The 20,723-nt window shown below is 59.7% G+C and carries 18 protein-coding genes; 6 read left to right on the forward strand and 12 right to left on the reverse strand.

From position 1 onward, the window contains the following. Positions 1 to 53: 53 nt before the first annotated feature. The 5 genes from ACGHU1_RS05345 to pepN all read right to left on the reverse strand — a co-directional run bounded on the left by ACGHU1_RS05345 (position 54) and on the right by pepN (position 6,642). Positions 54 to 917 (reverse strand): cytochrome c1, encoded by an 864-nt coding sequence (locus tag ACGHU1_RS05345; RefSeq protein WP_390584248.1) that lies wholly within the window; start codon positions 915 to 917, stop codon positions 54 to 56. A gap of 51 nt (positions 918 to 968) precedes the next feature. Then, positions 969 to 2,345 carry a cytochrome bc complex cytochrome b subunit gene (locus ACGHU1_RS05350; RefSeq protein WP_390584250.1) on the reverse strand — a complete coding sequence of 459 codons (1,377 nt, stop codon included), beginning with the start codon at positions 2,343 to 2,345 and terminating at the stop codon, positions 969 to 971. A 56-nt stretch (positions 2,346 to 2,401) separates the two neighbouring features. Next, positions 2,402 to 2,971, reverse strand: coding sequence for a ubiquinol-cytochrome c reductase iron-sulfur subunit (gene petA, locus ACGHU1_RS05355; protein ID WP_390584252.1), 570 nt, complete (start codon positions 2,969 to 2,971; stop codon positions 2,402 to 2,404). A gap of 235 nt (positions 2,972 to 3,206) precedes the next feature. Continuing rightward, positions 3,207 to 3,968: a peptidoglycan editing factor PgeF gene (gene pgeF / locus ACGHU1_RS05360; protein WP_390584254.1), complete on the reverse strand. Its 762-nt coding sequence runs from the start codon at positions 3,966 to 3,968 to the stop codon at positions 3,207 to 3,209. Continuing rightward, positions 3,961 to 6,642, reverse strand: coding sequence for an aminopeptidase N (gene pepN / locus ACGHU1_RS05365; protein WP_390584256.1), 2,682 nt, complete (start codon positions 6,640 to 6,642; stop codon positions 3,961 to 3,963). Before pepN ends, pgeF begins: the two co-directional genes overlap by 8 nt. A gap of 53 nt (positions 6,643 to 6,695) precedes the next feature. Between pepN and ACGHU1_RS05370 the strand changes: the two genes are divergently transcribed. Beyond that, complete coding sequence (locus ACGHU1_RS05370) at positions 6,696 to 7,523, forward strand: SDR family NAD(P)-dependent oxidoreductase (RefSeq protein ID WP_390584258.1); 828 nt, start codon at positions 6,696 to 6,698, stop codon at positions 7,521 to 7,523. Here ACGHU1_RS05370 and ACGHU1_RS05375 read toward each other — a convergent pair. Together ACGHU1_RS05375 and ACGHU1_RS05380 are read right to left on the reverse strand one after the other, a co-directional pair. Next, positions 7,461 to 8,381 carry a DMT family transporter gene (locus tag ACGHU1_RS05375; RefSeq protein ID WP_390584260.1) on the reverse strand — a complete coding sequence of 307 codons (921 nt, stop codon included), beginning with the start codon at positions 8,379 to 8,381 and terminating at the stop codon, positions 7,461 to 7,463. The genes ACGHU1_RS05370 and ACGHU1_RS05375 overlap by 63 nt on opposite strands. A gap of 25 nt (positions 8,382 to 8,406) precedes the next feature. Continuing rightward, entirely contained in the window at positions 8,407 to 9,417 is a 1,011-nt protein-coding gene (locus ACGHU1_RS05380) for a threonine aldolase family protein (RefSeq protein ID WP_390584261.1), read from the reverse strand. Positions 9,418 to 9,505: 88 nt separating this feature from the next. Here ACGHU1_RS05380 and ACGHU1_RS05385 point away from each other — a divergent pair, with 88 nt between their 5' ends. Together ACGHU1_RS05385 and ACGHU1_RS05390 are read left to right on the forward strand one after the other, a co-directional pair. Then, the gene (locus tag ACGHU1_RS05385; RefSeq protein ID WP_390584263.1) at positions 9,506 to 10,321 is read left to right on the forward strand and encodes a hypothetical protein; all 816 of its coding nucleotides are present in this window, start codon (positions 9,506 to 9,508) and stop codon (positions 10,319 to 10,321) included. Positions 10,322 to 10,387: 66 nt separating this feature from the next. After that, positions 10,388 to 10,726: a GNAT family N-acetyltransferase gene (locus tag ACGHU1_RS05390; protein ID WP_390584266.1), complete on the forward strand. Its 339-nt coding sequence runs from the start codon at positions 10,388 to 10,390 to the stop codon at positions 10,724 to 10,726. A 6-nt stretch (positions 10,727 to 10,732) separates the two neighbouring features. Here the strand turns inward: ACGHU1_RS05390 and ACGHU1_RS05395 are convergent, their stop codons facing one another. The 3 genes from ACGHU1_RS05395 to ACGHU1_RS05405 are packed head-to-tail and all read right to left on the reverse strand — an operon-like array spanning position 10,733 to position 14,117. Beyond that, positions 10,733 to 12,337: a PH domain-containing protein gene (locus ACGHU1_RS05395; RefSeq protein ID WP_390584269.1), complete on the reverse strand. Its 1,605-nt coding sequence runs from the start codon at positions 12,335 to 12,337 to the stop codon at positions 10,733 to 10,735. After that, positions 12,334 to 12,897, reverse strand: coding sequence for a PH domain-containing protein (locus ACGHU1_RS05400; RefSeq protein WP_390584272.1), 564 nt, complete (start codon positions 12,895 to 12,897; stop codon positions 12,334 to 12,336). Before ACGHU1_RS05400 ends, ACGHU1_RS05395 begins: the two co-directional genes overlap by 4 nt. 50 nt (positions 12,898 to 12,947) lie before the next feature. Further along, entirely contained in the window at positions 12,948 to 14,117 is a 1,170-nt protein-coding gene (locus ACGHU1_RS05405; RefSeq protein ID WP_390584275.1) for an acyl-CoA dehydrogenase family protein, read from the reverse strand. Positions 14,118 to 14,228: 111 nt separating this feature from the next. On the opposite strand from ACGHU1_RS05405, the gene ACGHU1_RS05410 reads away from it, so the two are divergent. Next, entirely contained in the window at positions 14,229 to 14,876 is a 648-nt protein-coding gene (locus ACGHU1_RS05410; protein ID WP_390584278.1) for a glutathione S-transferase family protein, read from the forward strand. Next, on the forward strand, positions 14,876 to 15,643 hold the full coding sequence (locus ACGHU1_RS05415) for an SDR family NAD(P)-dependent oxidoreductase (protein ID WP_390584281.1): 768 nt from the start codon (positions 14,876 to 14,878) through the stop codon (positions 15,641 to 15,643). The genes ACGHU1_RS05410 and ACGHU1_RS05415 overlap by 1 nt, the downstream gene beginning before the upstream one ends. On the opposite strand, the gene ACGHU1_RS05420 is transcribed toward ACGHU1_RS05415, so the two are convergent. Beyond that, positions 15,640 to 16,959 carry a spinster family MFS transporter gene (locus ACGHU1_RS05420; RefSeq protein ID WP_390584284.1) on the reverse strand — a complete coding sequence of 440 codons (1,320 nt, stop codon included), beginning with the start codon at positions 16,957 to 16,959 and terminating at the stop codon, positions 15,640 to 15,642. The two genes, ACGHU1_RS05415 and ACGHU1_RS05420, sit on opposite strands and share 4 nt — an antisense overlap. Further along, complete coding sequence (locus ACGHU1_RS05425; protein ID WP_390584286.1) at positions 16,940 to 17,719, reverse strand: SDR family oxidoreductase; 780 nt, start codon at positions 17,717 to 17,719, stop codon at positions 16,940 to 16,942. Before ACGHU1_RS05425 ends, ACGHU1_RS05420 begins: the two co-directional genes overlap by 20 nt. A 473-nt stretch (positions 17,720 to 18,192) precedes the next feature. Here ACGHU1_RS05425 and ACGHU1_RS05430 point away from each other — a divergent pair, with 473 nt between their 5' ends. Next, positions 18,193 to 20,646 carry a TonB-dependent receptor gene (locus ACGHU1_RS05430; protein WP_390584289.1) on the forward strand — a complete coding sequence of 818 codons (2,454 nt, stop codon included), beginning with the start codon at positions 18,193 to 18,195 and terminating at the stop codon, positions 20,644 to 20,646. The last annotated feature ends 77 nt before the right edge of the window (positions 20,647 to 20,723 follow it).

A 20,723-nucleotide genomic window follows, 5' to 3' on the forward strand; every position in this document is an offset into this window, starting at 1 on the left:
GGATGATGGGGCGACTGTCATTTATAAAAAGCACGCTTGCAGTGCGGATCGGCTTATTTTTTCTTCGGCTTCTTACCTGCCCAAACCTGTTTGTACGACAGGTATGCGAGGCCGGTGGCAAAGATCAGGAATGCGATCACAAACCAGCCGGTCTGTTTGCGCTGGATCATCTTCGGCTCTGCTGTCCACGTCAGAAATGCTGCGATATCGGCCGACATTTGCGCGGTCGTCGCTTCTGTCCCGTCATCATAGGTGATGAGGTCAGGGTAAAGCTGCGGGGGCATGGCGAGGTTCACGTTTGCAAACCACGGGTTGAAATACAGACCCATGGGCGTTTCGAAACCGGCTTCCTGTGCCTTGGCAAGCTTTGCGGGATCGGGTTCGACATAACCGTTAAGCAGCGAATACACATAGTTCGAACCATCAGCCCGGGCCTTCGTCATAAGCGAAAGGTCAGGCGGGATCGCATTGTTGTTTGCAGCGGCGGCGGCAACATTGTTCGGATAGGGGTTTGGAAACTGGTCGGTCGGGAGACCGGGACGCAGAACCGCTTCACCCGTATTGGGATCAATACCCGGTACGTTCCAGGTTGCTGCCTCTGCGCGAACCTGTTCTTCGGAATAGCCGAGCTCTTGCAGGTTGCGGAAGGCCACGAACTTCAGTCCGTGACAGGCCGAACACACCTGCTTGTAAACGGCATAACCGCGCTGCAACTGGGCGTAATCCCACTTGCCGAGAGGGCCATCAAAAGAGAAGCCGCCCGCTGGCGATACCGGCTCTTCCTTGAACACGTAATAGGCGGGCTTTTCGGCTGGGGGGCCGGAGACCAGTGCGACTGCACCGGGAACCAGCGACCACAGCAGAAGCACGGCGGTAAGGCCGAGGCCAACAAGGATGCCTGCTAGACGGATTGTCATGACCTAACTCTTTCTCGTTATCGGGTCAGTAAAGGTGGTGTCGGCGCGGGTTTATTCGGCCGGTTGGGGCGAACCGGCAGGATCGCCGCCCGGCAGAGGCTTGACCGCAGCCTGCGGGTTTTCACCGCCGCCATCGGTTCCGCCCGGCTTGTCGTCCGAACCCAGCACCGCCTCTGTGATAGAGAACGGCAACGGCTTTGGCACTTCGATCTGGCTGATGATCGGCAGGATCACCAGGAAGTGAAGGAAGTAATAGGCCGTGAAGATCTGGCTCAGGATCACATAGGGCTCCTCAGCCGGCGCACCGCCGCAGATGGTCAGAACAATCATGGTCGGGATCAGGCCGAACCAGAAGAACTTCTTGAACATCGGGCGATAGTGACCGGACCGGACCGGGCTCTTGTCGAGCCATGGCAGGAAGAACCAGACAAGGATCGAACCAAACATCGCGATAACACCCAGCAGCTTCGCCTCGATGATGACAATGCCGGTAAGCGGGATCGTGAGATCGCCAGTGAAGGCACGCAGGATCGCGTAGAACGGCAGGAAGTACCATTCAGGAACGATATGCGCAGGCGTCGAAAGCGGGTTCGCCTCGATGTAGTTGTCAGGGTGGCCAAGCGCATTCGGCAGGAAGAACACCATGAACGTAAATGCGATCAGGAATACGCCCAGACCAAAGCCATCCTTGGCCGTGTAATACGGGTGGAACGGCACGGTATCGCTTTCCTTCTTCACTTCAACGCCGGTTGGGTTCGAAGAGCCCGGAATGTGAAGCGCCCAGATGTGGAGGATAACCACACCGGCAATCACGAATGGCAGCAGGAAGTGAAGCGAGAAGAAGCGGTTCAGGGTTGAATCGTTCGGCGCATAACCGCCGACCAGCCAGATCTGCAGCGGCTCGCCGATGATCGGTATGGCACCAAACAGCCCGGTGATAACCTTCGCACCCCAGAAGCTCATCTGGCCCCACGGCAGCACGTAACCCATGAAAGCGGTCGCCATCATAAGCAAGAAGATGACCACGCCCAAGAGCCAGATCATCTCGCGCGGCGCCTTGTAAGACGAATAATACAGACCGCGGAAAATATGCAGGTAGATGACGATGAAGAAGAAACTTGCGCCGTTGGCGTGCGCATACCGCATCAGCCAACCGTAATTCACGTTGCGCATGATGTGTTCGACCTGGCCGAACGCAACCTCTGTATTGGAGGCATAGTGCATCGCCAGGATCACTCCCGTGACGATTTGCAGCATCAGGCAGAAACCGGCGAGAACACCGAAATTCCACATGTAGTTGAGGTTACGCGGAACCGGATAACCTGCACCCACGGCATCATAGACGAGCCGCGGAACTGGCAATTTTTCGTCCAGCCATTTGGTGAAGCCGTTTTTCGGTTCGTACTGCTTGGCCCAGGCAAAACTCATAATGGTCTCTCGGTTCTCAGCGTGAAATCAGTATAGATCAGATAAGTTACGCGGCATCACCCAACACGGATGACATCCCCGTTGAAAGCGTATTCCGGAACTTGAAGGTTGGTCGGCGCCGGGCCTTTGCGGATGCGGCCTGCCGTGTCGTAATGCGATCCGTGGCACGGACAGTAATACCCGCCGAAATCGCCTTTGTTCTCTCCCTCGGCAGCGCCCAGTGGCACGCAGCCAAGGTGGGTGCAAACGCCCATCGTGACTAGCAGGTCTTCGCTGCCCTCTTTGGTCCGATCGGCGAGCGTTTCGGGATCGCGAAGGCTGGATGCGTCAATCGCGTCGGCTTCGGCCATTTCCTCAGGCGTCAGACGCTTGATGAAAAGCGGCTGTTCGCGGAAAACCGCCTTGATCGTCTGCCCGGCTTCGACTTTGGATACGTCAACATCGGTCGTGCTAGCGGCAAGGACGTCAGCGGTCGGCGCCATCTGCGAAACCGCAGGCAGAATAACCGCCGCAGCGCCAACACCGGCTGTGCCGAGTGCCGCAACGTGGATCCAGTCGCGGCGCCGAACGCCTTCTTCGTTAGCCGAAACTTCGGAAGCAGTGGTGCTTGCTCCTGTTGAAGCCATTTTGTCTTACCTTGCTCGTCCATCCGCACAGGCGCAGTGCCAGCACGAATTGGTGTTGAAACTCGTTTATCCGGGGAACTGATCTATCAGGTTCGCTCCCCAGAGCCGTTTGCGGGACATTTCTTATCCCATTAATTTACCGGCTCGCGGCGCAGATAGACGCAAAACCGGCGAAATCCAACCGTGTTTTCGGCATCCCATGTTCGCTTTCACGCAAGCAGGCCGTGCAGTAACGTCAGCCAAGCGCAATAATGCTGATCTGGCGTCCATAATTTGGTTCACCGGATTGGGTGGATTTTCGATAGGAGTGGTAACGCGCGGAATGCGAAAAAGTATCCAGCCCGGTGCAAGAAATCATGCCGACGCCCACGCGCTCCAGCCGTGACCTGATATAACCGGGCAGGTCGAAATGCCAGCGTTCCCGCCCCTCTCGCGGTGGCGCAGAATTAAAATGCGCTTCGTCTTCAGCATTGAAATTGCAGCGGAATTCCGCATCCACTTCATAGCTTTCCTGTGCAATCGTCGGCCCAATCGCGGCGCCAATGTCGCTGCGCCGTGCACCCAGTTGCTCCATCGCAAAAACTGTATTTTCGAGCACACCGCCATGCGCCCCGCGCCACCCTGCATGCGCTGCCCCGATCACCTGCGCGTTGGCATCGGCAAACAAAACCGGTGCGCAATCGGCCGTCACGATGCCCAGCGCGATACCGCTGTTCGCTGTGACCAGTGCATCCGCGACCGGACGACCTTCGGGCTGATCCGGCCATGGGCGATCCACCGATACGACATCGCAAGAGTGCACCTGGTGCGGAGCCGCAAGCTCCGCATCCGCCGCGATATTATGCGCGGCCTGCCTTCGCCTAAGCCTGACGTGCTCCGGTGCGCCGGGTCCGCCATAGCCGAATTGATGCCGCCCGCCGCCGCTTCCGAAAAAGCCGTGCGGGACATGGCCCAGCGCCGCAGCGCGCACGACATCGAAATCGGCTTCGTCAGCCATCGAGGCTGCGCGAAACCTGCTCGAATGTATCACGAGAAAGCCCATCGGCACCCGCGATCCGTTCAAGCTCCGCTTTCATCAGGCCAGCGCGAACCGATTCGATCCTCCGCCAGCGGCCAAGCGGCGAGACAAAACGCGCCGCGGTTTGCGGATTGATCGGGTCTAGCGCGAGAATGACGTCGGCAATCATCTTGTAGCCAGAGCCATCCTTGGCATGAAAGCCCTGCGGATTTCCGGCAAACGCCATGTATAGCGAGCGCACACGGTTGGGGTTCTTCATGGTGAAATCGGGGTGCTGCGCCAAAGCTCGTACCTGATCGATCACATCCGGGTGGAGTGACAGCGCCTGCAGGGTGAACCATTTGTCGATCACCAGCGCATTGCCTTTGTAGCGGTCATAAAATGCTTGAAGGCGCTCTTCGCGTGAGGGTGATTGCAATCCGCACAGCACCATCAGCGCGCCCTGACGATCGGTCATGTTGTCGGCGGCATCGTATTGGCGCGACGCCATAATTGCCGCGCGTTCAGGATCACTCGCCGCAAACAGCGCCGCAATCTGCGTCTTCACCTTTCGCGCGCCGCGTCCGATGGGGTCGTCATAGGCAATATCGGCGACCTGCGCGTAAAGCGATTCGAGCTCCCGTTTCAGCCCGACGCCGATTGCAGCTTTCAATTGCTCGCGCTCTTTATGGATCTGGCCGGGGTCCGCCTTGCGAATGCCAGCCGAATCTGTGCCCGCCATCGCTTCGAACAGATACGTCTCGCTCGGCAGCATCATCAGCTCGCCGCGCATCGAATGATCAAGGCTATCATCGGTGATTATCGAGCGGAACGCATCGCGCAGGGCCAGCTTGCCAGCGGCGCGCCCAGCCTCGTCCAGCTCGAAGCTCGCTGCCGCCACAAGATGGCGCACGGCGAGGTCTTGCAGCGCCTCGTACCGGGCGAAGGGATCGTCGTCTTTCGCGGCGAGGAAGACAAGATCTTCGGTTTCGAGATCGCGCTCGATCACAACCGGGGCAGTAAAGCCGCGATTGATCGACAGAACCGGCACCGGTCCTGCCAAAGGTAAAGTGATTGTCTGCTCATCATGCCGCAGCTCGATCAGCTGTTCATTGCCCAAAGCGCCGGTTTCGCGGCAATGGACCGCGACGCGCAGCGGGATGTGCATCGCGCCCTTGTCTGTCTGACCCGGAGTGTCGGGCACAGTCTGCTTGAAAGTCACATCCAGGCCGTCACTGCCAAGTGTCTGGCTGACCTGAACGCGTGGAGTGCCTGCCTGACGATACCAGCGCCGGAATTGCGCCAACTCCAGCCCGGTGCCATCCTCAATTGCCGTGACGAAGTCTTCGCAGGTCGCGGCCTCCCCGTCGTGCCGGTCGAAATACAGATCAGTGCCTTCACGGAAAGCGTCCGGCCCCGCCATGCTGCGCATCATGCGGATCACCTCTGCCCCCTTGTTATAGACGGTCGCGGTGTAGAAATTGGAAATTTCGCGGTAACTGTCCGGCCGGATCGGATGGGCGAGCGGGCCTGCATCTTCGGGGAATTGTGCGGCGCGCAAAATGCGCACATCCTCGATCCGCTTCACAGCTTCACCCTGCATGTCCTGCGAAAACAGCTGGTCTCGAAGGACGGTAAAGCCCTCTTTCAGCGATAACTGGAACCAGTCGCGGCAGGTGATCCGGTTGCCGGACCAATTGTGGAAGTATTCGTGCGCGATGACTCCTTCGACCGCATCGAAATCGGCATCGGTTGCGGTGTCCGGGTCGGCGAGAACATATTTAGTGTTGAAGACATTCAGCCCCTTGTTCTCCATCGCGCCCATGTTGAAATCGCTGACGGCAACGATGTTGTAGAGGTCAAGATCGTATTCGCGCCCGAATGTGTCCTCGTCCCACTTCATCGATTTTTTGAGCGACTCCATTGCATGGTCGGTGCGCGCAAGGTCTTCTTCGCGGACCCAGACATTCAGCTCGACCTCGCGGCCGTTCATCGTAGTGAAGGTCGCTGAGTTGGCCACCAGATCGCCGGCCACCAGTGCAAAGAGATACGATGGCTTGGGCCATGGATCATGCCACTCGGCCCAATGGGTTCCGTCTTCACCTTCGCCAGATGCCTCCTGATTGCCGTTGCAAAGCAGGATCGGAAAATCGCTTCTCGGGCCGGACATGCGGACACGGTATGTCGAGAGCACATCGGGACGGTCGGGGAAGAACGTGATCCGGCGGAACCCCTCTGCCTCGCACTGGGTGCAAAGCATCCCGTTCGACGCATACAGACCCATCAGCTGGGTATTCGCGCTGGGATTGATTTCGGTCACGATCTCAACCTCGTGCGAGCTGCCCGGCAGGGTGATGACGAGGTCCGGCCCGTCCATCGCATGATCGCTGAACGGCGCGCCATCGACGCTGACGCTGGCCGCGCTAAGCCCGTCACCGTTCAACCGAAGCTCTGTGCCAGCATACTCGCACGCAGGATTGCGGCGAACCATCAGCCGCGATGTCACCACCGTTTTATCGGCCCCCAATTTAAAATCGAGCGCGGTTTCGGGGACGAGCCACGGAAAGGGCGCATAATCCTCACGCCGGATTACGGGCGGATCGGTAGGCATGTGGGCCGCATCGGCGAGCTCTGGGTTGCCTTCGGGGTTTGTCGGGGTTGTTGCAATATCCATGGGAAACCGATTTCAGTTGATTTGTGGGTGCGTCAAGCGATTAGAACGCCTGCATGGCGCATTTGTTCATTTTTGGTTTGGGCTACACGGCAAAACGGATTGCAGCGGCAATGGAGGCGCGCGGCTGGCAGGTGTCGGCCACCGGCAGCGCAGGCAATGTCGATTTCGAAGATAGCGATGCGGTGCGGGCATCCTTGGCAGAGGCGACGCATATATTAAGCTCGGTGCCGCCCGATCGGAAACGCGGCACAGATGCGGTGCTGGAAAGCTACCGCGCAGACATTGGCGATCATTGGCTCGGATATCTTTCTTCGACCGGAGTGTACGGCGACCAGCAGGGTGCATGGGTCGATGAAAGCTCGCCCACAGGCGACGGTCGGCGCAGTGCCCGCTCGGACGCGGACGCTGAATGGATGCAGATGGGGGCGAGGGTGTTTCGCCTGCCGGGAATTTACGGGCCGGGCCGCAGCGCGCTGGACCGCGTGCGCGAAGGTAAAGCGCGGCGGATTGATTTGCCCGGACAGGTCTTCAGCCGGGTGCATGTAGACGATATTGCCAGCGGCGTGGTTGCTGCACTCACCACCAGCGCTCCATCGGGCGCATACAATCTGGGCGATGATCTGCCCGCAAGCGGGAACGCGGTGACGGAGCACGCCTGCGCTCTGCTAGGTCTGGAACCGCCCCCGATGCAAACGCTCGACGAGGCCAATCTGTCTGAAATGGCGCTCGGCTTTTATTCGGAGAACCGGCGCGTGGCGAACGGCAAAGCCAAACGGGTGCTCGGATGGCGGCCGCATTACCCGACCTATTTCGAAGGGCTAGCGTCGCTGCTTGGCCCGCAGGGCGAGGATCATGCCTCCGACGGCCAGCGCCATTCCTGACGCGGTGAGCCAGCTCCACCGGTAATCTTCGAACAATGTCGATAGCAGCATGGCGACCGAAACCGTGACGATGCTGTTATAAGCGGTGCGCCCCGCCCCGATCTCTCGCACCAGATTATAATGCAGCGGGAAGGTAATGACCGTCCCGATCAGGGCGAGATAGACGATGCCCATCCAATATTCGGCGCGATCGGGAAACGGCGGCGGCCCAGCTGTCAGCGCCGCAAATCCAAGGTCGAAAATCGTGCCGTAAAGCATCGCCCACGCCAGCAGGCTTGGCATGGGAACCGCGCGGCCTGTGGGATTGGCCTGGACGACATTGGCAAATGATGCTGCCAGCAGTCCGCCAACGGCAAGGATAATGCCCAGCGCGACATTTCCGCCCAGCACACCGGCACGCGGCGCGGCGCTCCATTCATTGACGAGCAGCATCGCCACTCCGGTTATCGCTACAATACTGCCCAGAATAAAGCCGCCCTGCACCCGCTCGCCCAGAAATACGCGGGCAAACACGGCATTAGGCACCATCAGCAGCGCAAACATCATCGCGACAATGCCGGATGTGAGGTAAAGCTCTGCGTGGTAGACGAACAGGAAATTTCCGCTAAACTGCATCACGCCTACCAATATGGCGAGCATGTGTTCAGGCCGCGTCAGGCGCAGCCGCCGCTTCATCAGGGCCGCCACAAGGAACAGCGCAGGCGTGGCAAGCGCGAACCTGTAAAACACCGACCACGCCGCTGGCACTCCGTCGATCTGGCCGGTGATGACGAACCACGTCGAACCCCAGATCGCGCCGGTCAGCACGAATGGAACGATAATGCGCCAATGCAGCATCGGTGATTGGGCCGCAGTCATCGAATTGCGGTCATGGGGCTAGGCGTCACAGTGCCGCTATCGCTTTTCCAAGCGCGGCTGCATCGTCCTCTCGGGTGTTCCAGGCGGTGACGAAGCGCGCGGCATCTGCGCCCCAATCGTAAAACTCGAAACCCTGCTCGCGCAGCGCCTCTCGCTCTGCTGGCGACAGGCGCACGAACAGCTCGTTAGCCTCTACCGCGTGCATCAGCCGGTCCCCGCATCCCCCGGCAATATCCTGCGCAGCGGCATTCGCATGGCGCGCATTGCGGAGCCAAAGGTCGCCCTCCAGCATCGCGAGGATTTGCGCGGCGAGATACCGCCCCTTGCATTGCAGGTGCCCGGCCCGTTTGCGCCTGTAGCGGACAAGGTCAGCCTGCGCAGGGTCAAACAACACCACGGCCTCGGCATTCATCCCGCCGTTCTTGATAAAGCCGAATGCGAGGCTGTCTACGCCGTGCGCGGCATCGCGCGCCGACCCGCCCAGAAATGCCGCCGCATTGGCAAAACGCGCGCCGTCCATATGCAGGCCGAGAGAACGCGCGGCTGCAAAATCGCTGAGGGCGGACAGCTCTTCGGCTGCGTAGCTGCGGCCATATTCGCTCGCCTGCGTGATTGCGATGGCATGGGGCTGCACCTGATGCACATCATCGCGGATCGGATCGATAACGGCTGCGATACTGTCAGGCGTCAGCTTCGCGCCTTCGCCGCCATGACCATCGGGGCACAGGATCAGCTTCGCACCGTGGAGGTAAAAACCCGGCGCGCCTCCTTCATCAACCTCGATATGTGCCTCTTCATGGCATACCACGCCGCCATGCGGCTGGCACATCGTGGCGAGCGCGAGGCAGTTCGCCGCCGTCCCGGTCGCAACCCATTCCGCTGCGCATTCCCGTCCGAACAGGTCGGTGAACCGTTCATCCAGCTGCGCGGACAGTGCATCGCCGTCATATGGATTGTCAGCCTCATCAGCGGCGCGCATCGCCTCCCACAGATCGGGATGGACGGCGGCAGCATTGTCGGAGAGAAATTTGGTCATGCAAACCGCCTCTAATGCGCGTGGCCGCGGGCGCAAGGTTCAGCTTAATGCGCCCTTGTGTTTGGAACCGTTTTCGATACCCTCAGCGATGAACGGCGAGAGGGAAATCAAAGATGCAACAATCAAACTGGCTGTTGGAATATCGGCGCTTGCCGCGATGACCGCGACATCTGTTCAGGCACGTGACGCTAACGCTTTGAGCGATCTGGTCGGCGCGCGCGCAGGACAGGCAGAGATGGGGGTTACCCAGCGCGGGTTCACCTACATCAATGGCAATGTGGGCAAGCACAATACAAAGCACGCTTATTGGTGGAACCGCGATTCCAAACAATGCGTTCACATCGTCACGCGCGATGGCCGCTACACGTCGATCACCGACGCATCCAAACGCGACTGCAACCAGGGAGAAGGCGGCAGCGATGTCGCGGCTGCGGTTGGCGTGGTCGCCGGAGCGGCATTGCTGGGCGCGCTGCTGGGCGGTCACAAAAAACACCACCACGATGATCAGCGCCATCACGATAATGATGCGCGCGAGGCGCAGTATGAGCGCGGGTATTCCGACGGACTGCACAATGTCTCGTATCACAATTATGATCGCTCAGATGATTATGCCGACGGATACGGCGCCGGCGTCGACCAGCGGCGCGCCAACACAGACTATCACCACGGGCACGGCGGGTATGACCGCAAGGCAAAGTTCAAGGATCTGATCGGTGATCGCGGACCGCGGGCACGCAGCGAACTGAGCAATCGCGGATTTACGCGCGTCGACCGGTTTGGTGATGATGACACGCGCTATTCCGTGATGTGGCGATCGCAGAGCCGGCAGTGCATTCAGGTTACGATCGCGGACAGCCGCGTCTATGACATCCGGGATATCGGCCGCCATCCAAAATGCAGTTGATCCGCTGAAGAAACCGGAACCAGGCTCCTTTGCACCGCGTTAACCGGGCAAAGGAGCCTTTTTTACATGTCAGACAAAACCGCAGGCGAACTGGACGTTACCATCACCCACCACGCGCAGGGTCAGGGCGGCAAATATATCGCTGAAGTCGCAGGCGCAGAACACCAGGGCTATCTTGAATGGGAGCCGAAGACCGGCCTGCCGCAGGAGGCCGTGGCCAGCGACGTGCGCGTCGCCACCCACACGGTGGTCCCGCCAGAGATTGGCGGACGCGGAATCGCAGCGCAACTGGTTGACCGTTTGGTGGCAGACGCGCGGACGACCGGGTTCAAGATTGTTCCGCAGTGTTCTTATGTCGCAGCTAAATTCGACGAGAACCCCGATTGGGCAGACCTGCGAGCCTGAGCGATCTCAGCGCCCTGTTTCCAGCTCACTGAAATCGGTCGCTGCAATGGTTTCCAGCACTTCGCGCCGCACTTCGCGGGCACGCTCCAGCGGGACGCCGGGAATTGAAAACTCTCCGCCGGCGAGGCCGAGATGGATCGTCGCATATCCGCGAAGGCGCGCAATCGGTCCCTGCGCCACCTCGACCGAATGCAGTTTGAGCCGCGTCGCAATCTGACTGCTGGGGGACAGCACGCCGCTGCGCGCCATGATCTGTGTATCATCGAGCGAGTGACGCTTGAACTGCCACGAATAGAGTGCCGCTATGGCCGAAAATGCAGCCAGAATCAGCAGGACCGAAACCGCGAGCGCGGCCCATTCAGGCGCGAAGACGACCAACACGGTCCCGCCGACCAGCGCCGCGACAAGGAAAACGAGCGAATCCACGATCATGCTGTCGGTGCGGTAATTGGTGCTGGCCCGATGCCAATCCGCATCCTCGACCGGCAGGCGGAAACCGGCGGTTTCAACAATCGGCTCAATCTCATCCATCTTGGCAAATGGCGCGACCACATGGTTGCTTGACCCGGCATCCTGCGCGAGACTGACAAAGCGAAGCGAGTGCCAACCGAACCTGTACCGCACGAAGCGCGTTCCGATCTTAATCGCTTGCACGCGGTGGATGGGCATCACGACGTCGGTTTTGGTGAAAAGCCCGCGCCGCCTGCGGAAACCACGCGCGGTGCGTTCCAGCAAGAATTCCCATTCGCGCGTGAAAACCCGGATCATGCCCGTGGCCGATCCGACAACGAAGACTGCGAACAATCCAGCAAGCGCGCTTATGACCTGAACCGTCGCGCCCAAACCCGCGACCTCTTCACCGCGCTCGGTGAACCAGCCACCGACAAGGTCGATTGCGTCACCAATCTCGATAAAACCGTCGAGATATTGCGCGAGGCCCGCCAGCACTGCGAACACGGCGAGCGAGAATTCGAACAGGCCGAATGTGAACAGACGCCCCGGCCCCATCGTGAACAGCGTCTCTGCCCGTTCTTCCGATTGGGAAGCAGGCGCTTCGCCCGTTTTACTGATCGCAGCGGCATTGTCTTGCGCATCGCGGCGTTCGCGGATCAGCTGGCGCAGCCGCTCCCCTGCGTCCTCCGTAAGGTAAGCGAGGCTTAGATCTTCGCCCCCGCCTGCGCCGGTTTCAAACTTTACTGCAACCAACCCGAACAGGCGCGGAAGCAGCTTTTGTTCAAGGCTGACATCCTGAATGCGTTCATAGGGGACTGAACGCGCCGCCCGGCTTAGCACGCCGCTTTCCACGCGAATGTCCTGCGTCCCGATCGTGTAAGTCAGACGCCGCCAGCGGATATAGGCAAAAAGCCCGCCAAACCCGATAATCGCCACGCCCAGTAGAAACGCTGCAATCAGGGAATTGCCGCTACCCATCCTGCTGAAAGCCACCAGCGCAATCGGTATTACCGCCTGACGAAGCGTGCCAACAATGCCGATCACCACGCTTAACGGCGCTGTGCGGTGCACATCCGGCGCTGTGGCAGGTGCGGGCATATCTTTGGACGGCGCTGCGCCTGCCGGGGCGATCACAGCTGAATCTCGGCCCTCGCTCACATGCTTTCCCGCTTGATGTGGGCGCGGATTTCCTCCCGCATCTCGCCTGCAAGCTCCCGCCCGAGACCTGGCAGGTGAACCGACGCGTTATGGCTGCCGGCGGTGTGCAATGTGAGGGTTGAGATGTCGAAGAACCGCTCCAGCGGGCCTTGATCGACGTCGATATGCTGCACGCGCCCGAACGGCACCACAGTATCGGAACGCCAGAGCAGCCCCTTCACCACGCGCAGCCGGTCGTCACTGATCTGGTAACCACGCGCATGATAACGCCGTGATGGCAGTCGGATGATAAGCAGCAGGGCAACGAACACCACCACGCCCAAAATTACCCCGAAAGGCAGCGGAGACTGCCCTCGCAATACCCCTTCGAGGACGATAGCCCCGATGATGAAAGGGATCGCGGTGAGCACCGCGTTAACCCGCAGCGCGGTTTTGTAATTCGGGTGCAACTGCGTCAGCGCATCCCCGTCATCGACCGCTGTTTCACTGGCGGTCATGCCCGGCGGGGGCGGTGCCTGCGGATCGGCGCGCGGCTGGGCGGCGGATTGGCTTTGTTCCATGTCGCCCTATGTGCGTGGCGCAGCGTCCCCGTGCAAGCGCAAACAGGCACCTATTTGCGCTGGTCGAACCGGCGGCCGATCATGGCTGCTGCGATATTCGTTTTCTGCACATCGATAGCCCCGCCAGCGATGCCCCACGCGTAGGCATCGCGCAGGCGCTGTTCCATGCCGTAATCCTTGTGATAGCCGTATCCGCCCATCACCTGCATACCCAGCGCCGTCACCTCGCGGACAATTTCATTGGCGTAGCATTTGGCGACACTGCTTTCGTAAACGGTCGGCAGACCGTCTGCGTTGGTGGCTGCTCCGGCGGCGGCGCGGTGGATCAGCAGGCGCGCGGCCTCTACTTTCATTGCCATCTCGGCGAGCTTCATTTGAACGGCTTGAAAATCGACGATGGGTTTTCCGAAGGCCTCGCGTTCCTGCGTATATTGCAGCGCCTGTTCGAGAGCGGCAGCAGCCACGCCGAGAGACTGGGTGGCGTTGCCGCAGCGTTCCAGACCGAACGCGCTCATCAATTTGCCGAATCCGCCAGAGCCGATGATGACGTTTCCGCCCGGCACCTTAACATCTTCGATCGCGTAATCGGCGGTCGGGATACCGCGAAATCCCATCAACTCTTCGCGCTTGCCAAACGACATGCCTTCCATGTCTTTTTCCAGCAGGACTGCGCCGATCCCCTTCGCGCCTGGTTCGTCATTCATTCGGCAATAGGTGACGTAATAATCGGAGTGCCCGCCGCCGCTGGTCCAGCGTTTGTAGCCGTTGACGATGTAGCCATTGCCGTCCGCAACCGCTTTTGTCTTCAGATCGGTAAGCGCGGTTCCGGCGTCGGGTTCGGACATGGACACCGCGACGATTTTCTCACCCCTGATAACCTCGGGCAGGATTTTCGCCTTCATCTCTTCCGAACCGAACCGTTCGATTGTGCGCACCGGCCCTGTCAGCGCCTCGAACACGGGGAATGCCACCGCGTTGGAAACCTGCGCGAATTCCTCAAGCACCAACAGCGCCTCGACGTGGCCCAGCCCCAGCCCGCCATATTGTTCCGGCAGGTTTACGCCCAGAAAGCCCATCTCGCCGTATGTCCGCAGCATGTCGTGCGGGACGGGATAGTCTTTCTCCTCCATATCGCGGGCAAGGTCCGGCAGCTCGGCGCGGGCGAATTTGCGGGCGGTTTCCTGCAGCTCGCGCTGCTCGTCGGTCAGTTGGAAATGCATGGCGCGACTAAGTCCTCTCTTCTCTTAACTGTCCCCTAGCGCATTTGTGAGGGCGACGCGCAAGCCTCGTGCGCATAGAGTTATGGCCGAGAGATTTTCAGGAGAGATATAATGACAAAGCTTCATTCCAGCCTCGGGCCCAACCCGCGTCTCGTGCGGATGTTTGCGGTTGAAAAAGGCCTTGAGGAAGGCAAGGATTTTGAGCGGGTGCATTACGACATCATAACCGGCGAAAACCGGCAGAATGCCAGCTATCTGGAGAAAAACCCGCTGGGCACTATCCCCACGCTGGAACTGGATGACGGCACATGCCTCACCGAAAGCTGGCCGATCTGCGAATTTATCGAAGAAACTCACCCTGAGCCGAACATGTTCGGCGAAACTCCGGCAGAGCGGGCCGAAGTGCGCAAATGGGCGCGGCTATTCGATCAGGAGGTCGTGGTGCCGATGACCATGGGCTTCCGCGCCGGGGCAGGCCGCCCGATGTTCGCCCCGCGCATGCCTGTTTTGAGCGAGGAGGCAGGCGCGGAAATCGCAGCCATGTCCGACGAAAAATGGCGCTGGTTCGATCAGGCGCTCGGCGGCAGCAATCACTTCGCCCTTGGCCGGTTCACCTTTGCCGACCTGATTGTCTTCTGCTTTGCGAATTTCGGCTTCACTGTGGGATGGAAACTGCCCGAGGGCACTGACAATCTTGCACGCTTTGTCGATACCCATAATCAGCGGCCCAGCGCCGCGATCTGGCAGCAAGGCGAATAGTGGCAGACCTTTCCGGCAAGGCGGCCATCGTCACGGGATGCGCCAGCGGGATCGGCGCAGCTACAGTACGCAGGCTGCGCGCGGACGGGGCGGAGGTTCTCGGCACGGATGTAGACGCTGAGGCGGGCAAGGCCCTTTGCAGCGAAGTGGGCGCGCGCTTTGCCGTGCAGGATGTGGCCAATACTGAACTATGGCCCCAGATTGTTGAACAGGCGGTCAGTGCGTTCGGTCGGCTCGACATCCTCGTCAACAATGCGGGCGCTGTTTCGCAGCATTCGATAGAGGATGTGACGGATGATATCTGGCACCGCGCTTATGCGATCAATGTCACCGGCACGATGGCCGGATGCCGCGCCGCCATTTCCGTGATGAAAACCAATCCCGGCGGGCCAAGCGGATCTCTCATCAACATTGCATCCACTTCCGCCATGGCTGCTTTGCCCGGAGATGCAGCCTATTGCTCAAGCAAGGGAGCCGTGCGCGTCCTTAGCAAAAGCATTGCAGTGCACTGCGCAAAGCAGGGTTACGCCATTCGCTGCAACACCGTGATCCCCGGCGCGACGGAAACCGGCATCCTGGACAAGGCAGAAGAGGCGATACCCGGGCTGAAAGCGGCAGTTGCGGCGACATCGCCGATGAACCGGCTGGGCGATCCGGCAGAAACGGCCGCGGCAATCGCTTTCCTGGCGAGCGACGATTGCCCGTTCATGACCGGCGCGGAAATGCTGGTCGATGGCGGTGCGTTATCGATCCATCCCGGCTTTTAATCGCGGGCCATCTTGTCGAGATACCCTGATGATTTCATCTGGGCGGCGGTCCATGCGAAAACCACCATCGCCAGCAGGCCTGAAAACAGGCAGACGCCGAACACCGCAATCGTCAGCGAAATTGACCCTTGGGACGGGGCAAGCCAGTCGCTCACCCAGCCAATCACCGCCAGACCCAGCGCCTGTCCGACGAGATTGTTGAAGAACAATGCGATTGCGACTGCGAAGCCGCGCTGCGAGGGTTCCACTGCGGCCTGAATGCCTGACAGGATTGGCGCCTGACTGGCGACGTAAATCGCATAGGCAAGCGCAAAGAACGTGAGGAACGGCCAGAATTCCGATGAAGACAGGCTCACCCCCAAGGGCAGCACGCAGCCCAGACTGACCATTCCGGGCAGCCATGCACGCCAGCGTTCATCACGCTTGGTCAGCCAGCCTGCGACGTAACCTCCCAAGATCGGTCCGGGGATCCCGCCGATAAAGAACGCAAGGCCCAAGTAAATGCCGACATCGCCGCTGGAGATGCCGAAATTGCGCATCATCACCGCCGCCATCCAGAACGCGAGTGCGTAACCGATCATGATCTGAACCGCCCACCCGACCGCGAGGCCCATGAAGACCCTGTTGGCTGTCAGCGTGCGCGCCGTATCGATCAGCGGCTGCTGTTTCATCTGCGCATCCGCCGGCGCATAGCGCCCGCGCCGCGGCTCTCGCATGGTGAAATAGACCACCGCGCCGATCAGCATTCCGGGAAGCCCCATCAGCACGAACGCCCAGCGCCAGCCGAACATTTCATTCAGCTGCCCGCCAATCAGCAATCCGCCGGCCGTCCCCATGCTTGCGCCGATGGTGAGAAACCCCATCGCCTTGGCCAGTTCATCACGTCGGAAATAATCCGCGACGAGGCTTTGAGAGGCCGGGCCGGAACAGCCTTCGCCCACGCCCACTCCAGTGCGCGCAAGAAACAGGGTCCAGAACCCTGTTGCCAGACCGCACAGTGCGGTCATGCCGCTCCAGAATGTGATTGCGCCCGCCACGATGTTGCGCCGAACAGACCGGTCGGCAAGGCGCGCGGCGGGAAATCCGACGAGGACATAGGTAGCAGCAAACGCAAGGCCGCCCAGCAGGCCGATCTGCGCGTCGCTGAACGAAAATTCCGCCTTTATGTCTTCCAGCAGGATGGAAAACACCAGCCGGTCGGCAATCGAGAACATGCTGACGAGCGTCAGCAGGCCGAGCACGTACCAGCGATAGGCGGGCCGCTCCGCCCGCTCATCCTTTATGACGGGATCAGGATCAGTGGTGCGGGCGGGCATCTAGGCCGTTGTCCACCGGGATGGTCAGGCCGTTCAGAAACCGGGCTTCATCGGATGCGAGAAACAGGACGCAGCCAGCCACATCCTTGGGCGCGCCGAGGCCGTCCTGCGGCAACGGACCGTCGGCTATCTCCATCAGTTCCTCATCACCGCGCCCCGATATATCGCGCACCATCGGCGTCTCGATCCCGCCGGGTGCCAGCGCATTGACGCGGATGCCGTATCTTTCATCCTGACAATGTATGGCGATAGAGCGCGTCATCGAGCTGATCCCGCCCTTAGCCGCCGTGTAAGCCGGGATCATCGGATACCCCATCAGCGCGGCGGTCGATGCCATATTGACGATCGACGATCCGCCGCCGCCATTTGTCTTGTGCCGGTGTTTCATCAGCGGAAGCGCGTATTTGCAGCCCAGAAACGTGCCGACCACATGAATGTCGAGGTGGAGTTTGAAATGCTCAAGCGAGCAATCCTCGATATTTTCAAAGATCACGTTGCCGGCATTGTTGACGAGTATATCGAGGCCGCCGTGGCGTTCGGCCACCGCGTGCATCACGTATTTCCATTGCTGTTCATCTGCCACGTCCAGCGCCATTGCATCGCCGCCGATGCTGTCCGCGACCGTGTGCGCCAGTTCCGCATCGCGATCTGTCACGATAACCTTGGCGCCTTCTCTGGCCAGCGCCTCGCAATCGGCTTTCCCAAGCCCCATCGCGCCGCCTGTTACCAAAGCTACGCGGCCCTCTACCCGTCCCGCCATATCTCTCTCCCGAAGCAGGTTGTTTTGCCGCGGAACCTATCGCGGACCCGCCCGCACACCACTGGCTAAACAAATGGGTTTTGCGTCAAACGCGGGGTGCGAACGCGAAGACCCGCAATCGGTTAACAATAGACAAGGCAGGCCGGGTAAGCGTGCTCGCGATGCTTCGTTATTCTGCCTGGAACCGGGTGTCGTTCCGACCCATAACGCTGTGCAAACGGCTTGTTTTGCACCGCGCGCGGCCCTTCCGTTAACGGAACGTGACGCTACGGCTTGGTGGCTTTTTTGCGCGAATTAGCGGTCGATGTGGCCAAATGGTCGCACTTTCGCAGAGTTCCTAGCGCTTTTGCTAGATGAGCGTCCACACCCTCATCCATACACTCCCCATCACATCAGAAGACGCATTCGAAGCGTCTCGTATTTGGGGATTGGAGGGCGGAGATCATTCCCGCGCTCTGCAAGGGAGAGATCATATGACCACATTTCACACCCGTATTGCCTTCGGCAAATCTTCACCCGCCATGCGGCGCACGCTTTTAAGCGGTGCGGCCATCGCAGCCTTCGCAGCAATGCCGCAGGCCGCATTGGCGCAGGATGCCGAAGAGATCGAGGAGATACAGGATGAAGGCGGTCTAACCGATACGATCAACGACAACGTGATTCTGGTCCAGGCCCGCCGCCAGACGGAGACGCTGCAGGAAGTTCCCGTGGCCGTGACAGTGATCGGCGGCGAGACACTCGAACGCTACGGCGTCGATCAGGTTGCCGACGTGACCAGCCGCGTCCCCACGCTGAATGTGCAGGTCGGCGGGTCGGGTTCGGGCGGCCAGCTGTCGCTGCGCGGGGTCGGTTCATCAAACATTTCCGCCGCGTTCGACAGTGCAGTCGCGTTCGATTTTGACGGGGTGCAGGTTTCGACCATGCGGCTGGTGCAGGCGGGCTTTTTCGACACGCAGCAGATCGACGTGCTGAAGGGTCCGCAATCGCTGTTCTTTGGTAAGTCCGCCTCAGCCGGTGTCTTCGCCATCCGTTCTGCAGACCCCACCGCATCGTGGGAAGTGGGCGGCCGCGCGCAATATGAATTCGAGGAAAAAGGTTACACACTCAACGGGTATGTTTCCGGTCCGCTGACCGACACTCTGGGCATCAGGGTCGCGGCGCAATGGAACGATATCGACGAATACCTTGAACTGCAGGAGGGAACTCCGGCAGCCAACGGCCAGTTCCGCGGGCAAGACAATCTGGTTGCGCGTCTCACGCTCGATTTTGAGCCCAGCGACCGGTTCGATGCAAACATCAAATTGCAGTATGTCCGCAACACCAATGACGGCGCGATCCAGCATTCAGACCTAAATTGCGGCGCAAATGGCGTGGCAGACCCGATCGTCCTTTTAGGCGGCGGTATCCTGATCGACCCCGGATATGATTGCGCCGATACCGATCAGAAATACTTTCTGCCCGATGCCGCCGCTCCGCTGGCCGGAGGTGTGCCCACCCCATCGAAAGCTGCCGGGCGCAACGGCGTTCCATTTGGTGAGACCGACATCTGGTTCGGGCGACTGCTGTTCAACCTCGATCTGTCCGATTATCTCACGCTCACATCAACCACCGGCTTTCTTGATCTGACATCGGTCGATTTTGACAGTTACAGCTATGGCGGACTGCTCGGGCCGGGGATACCGGGGGGCGTTGGTTCATCCGATCCGCTGAATACACTGGAGCAATACACGCAGGAAATCCGCCTGACATCGGATTTTGATGGCGGGCTGAATTTCATGTTCGGCGTGTTTTACGAAGATCGCACATTCGTGTTCGACACCGCGCAGCAGGCGGTCAATATCTCGTTCCTTGGCGCCGATCCGGTGACAGGCTTCACCTATGACTGGGATAAGCGCCAGGAAACCAAGACTGAGGCTTTTTCGGCGTTCGGATCGGTTATCTTTGACCTTACCGATCAATTGGAGCTGTCGGGCGGCGTACGCTACACCGATGAGAAAAAGGTGTCGACGATCTCGGTCCCTTACCTGCACACTTTCCTTCAGGGCCCCGGCTTTGTGTCGCCGGGCTTTTTCTCCGGCCCAATCCGGTTTGCCGATGACAATATTTCGCCCGAGGTCACGCTGAAATATCAGGCGACTGACGATTTCAACGTTTACGCCGCTTTCAAGACCGGCTTCAAATCGGGCGGGATCGACAACTCGGCACTGCCATCCAACAGCCTTAGTGTTGCCGCTCTTTCGGGAGATTTCGGCGCTCTGATCTTCGATTCCGAAACAACCATAGGCGGCGAAATCGGGTTCAAATCGCAATGGGCTGATCGTTCAGTCACACTGAATGCGACGGTTTATTACTACATTTTCGATGACCTTCAGGTGCAGAATTTCGATGCGATCAACATCCAGTTCCTGACCCTCAATGCCGGTGAATTGACGTCCCAGGGTGTCGATCTTGAATTCAGCTGGCGCACGCCGATCGACGGCCTGAGCATTTCGAGCAATCTCGCCTACCTTGATGCTGAATTCACCGATGAATTCAACACCAGCGCCGGCGAAGATCTGAACGGGCGGGCCGCCGCGCGCGCTCCGAAATGGTCGGGCAATGTCGCGTTCGATTATTTCGTGCCGCTGGGCGACAGCCTTGAACTGGGCCTTGGCGGCAACGCGATTTTTTCGGATGATTACCTCACAAACGAAGACACGTTTGCCAACGATTTCGTGCAGGATGGATACATCACCTTCGATGCACGAGCATCGATCGGTCACCCTGACGGCAATTGGAAAATTTCGCTGGTGGGCGTGAACCTTGCCGATGAAATCTGGACGAACACATCGGCTGGCCGGCCGTTCCTTCCGGCTGACGGCGATGACCTGATCCTCACCCAGAACCGCGGGCGGCAGGTCTTTGTCGAGACCAGCTTCAAGTTCTGATTCAGGACCAATAATCCTCCACGATGGGGCGGGCCTTCGCGATGCGAGGGTCCGCCCTTTGTTTTCGCCCACGGCAC

Source organism: Erythrobacter sp. MTPC3, from assembly GCF_042854385.1.
Lineage (GTDB): Bacteria > Pseudomonadota > Alphaproteobacteria > Sphingomonadales > Sphingomonadaceae > Erythrobacter.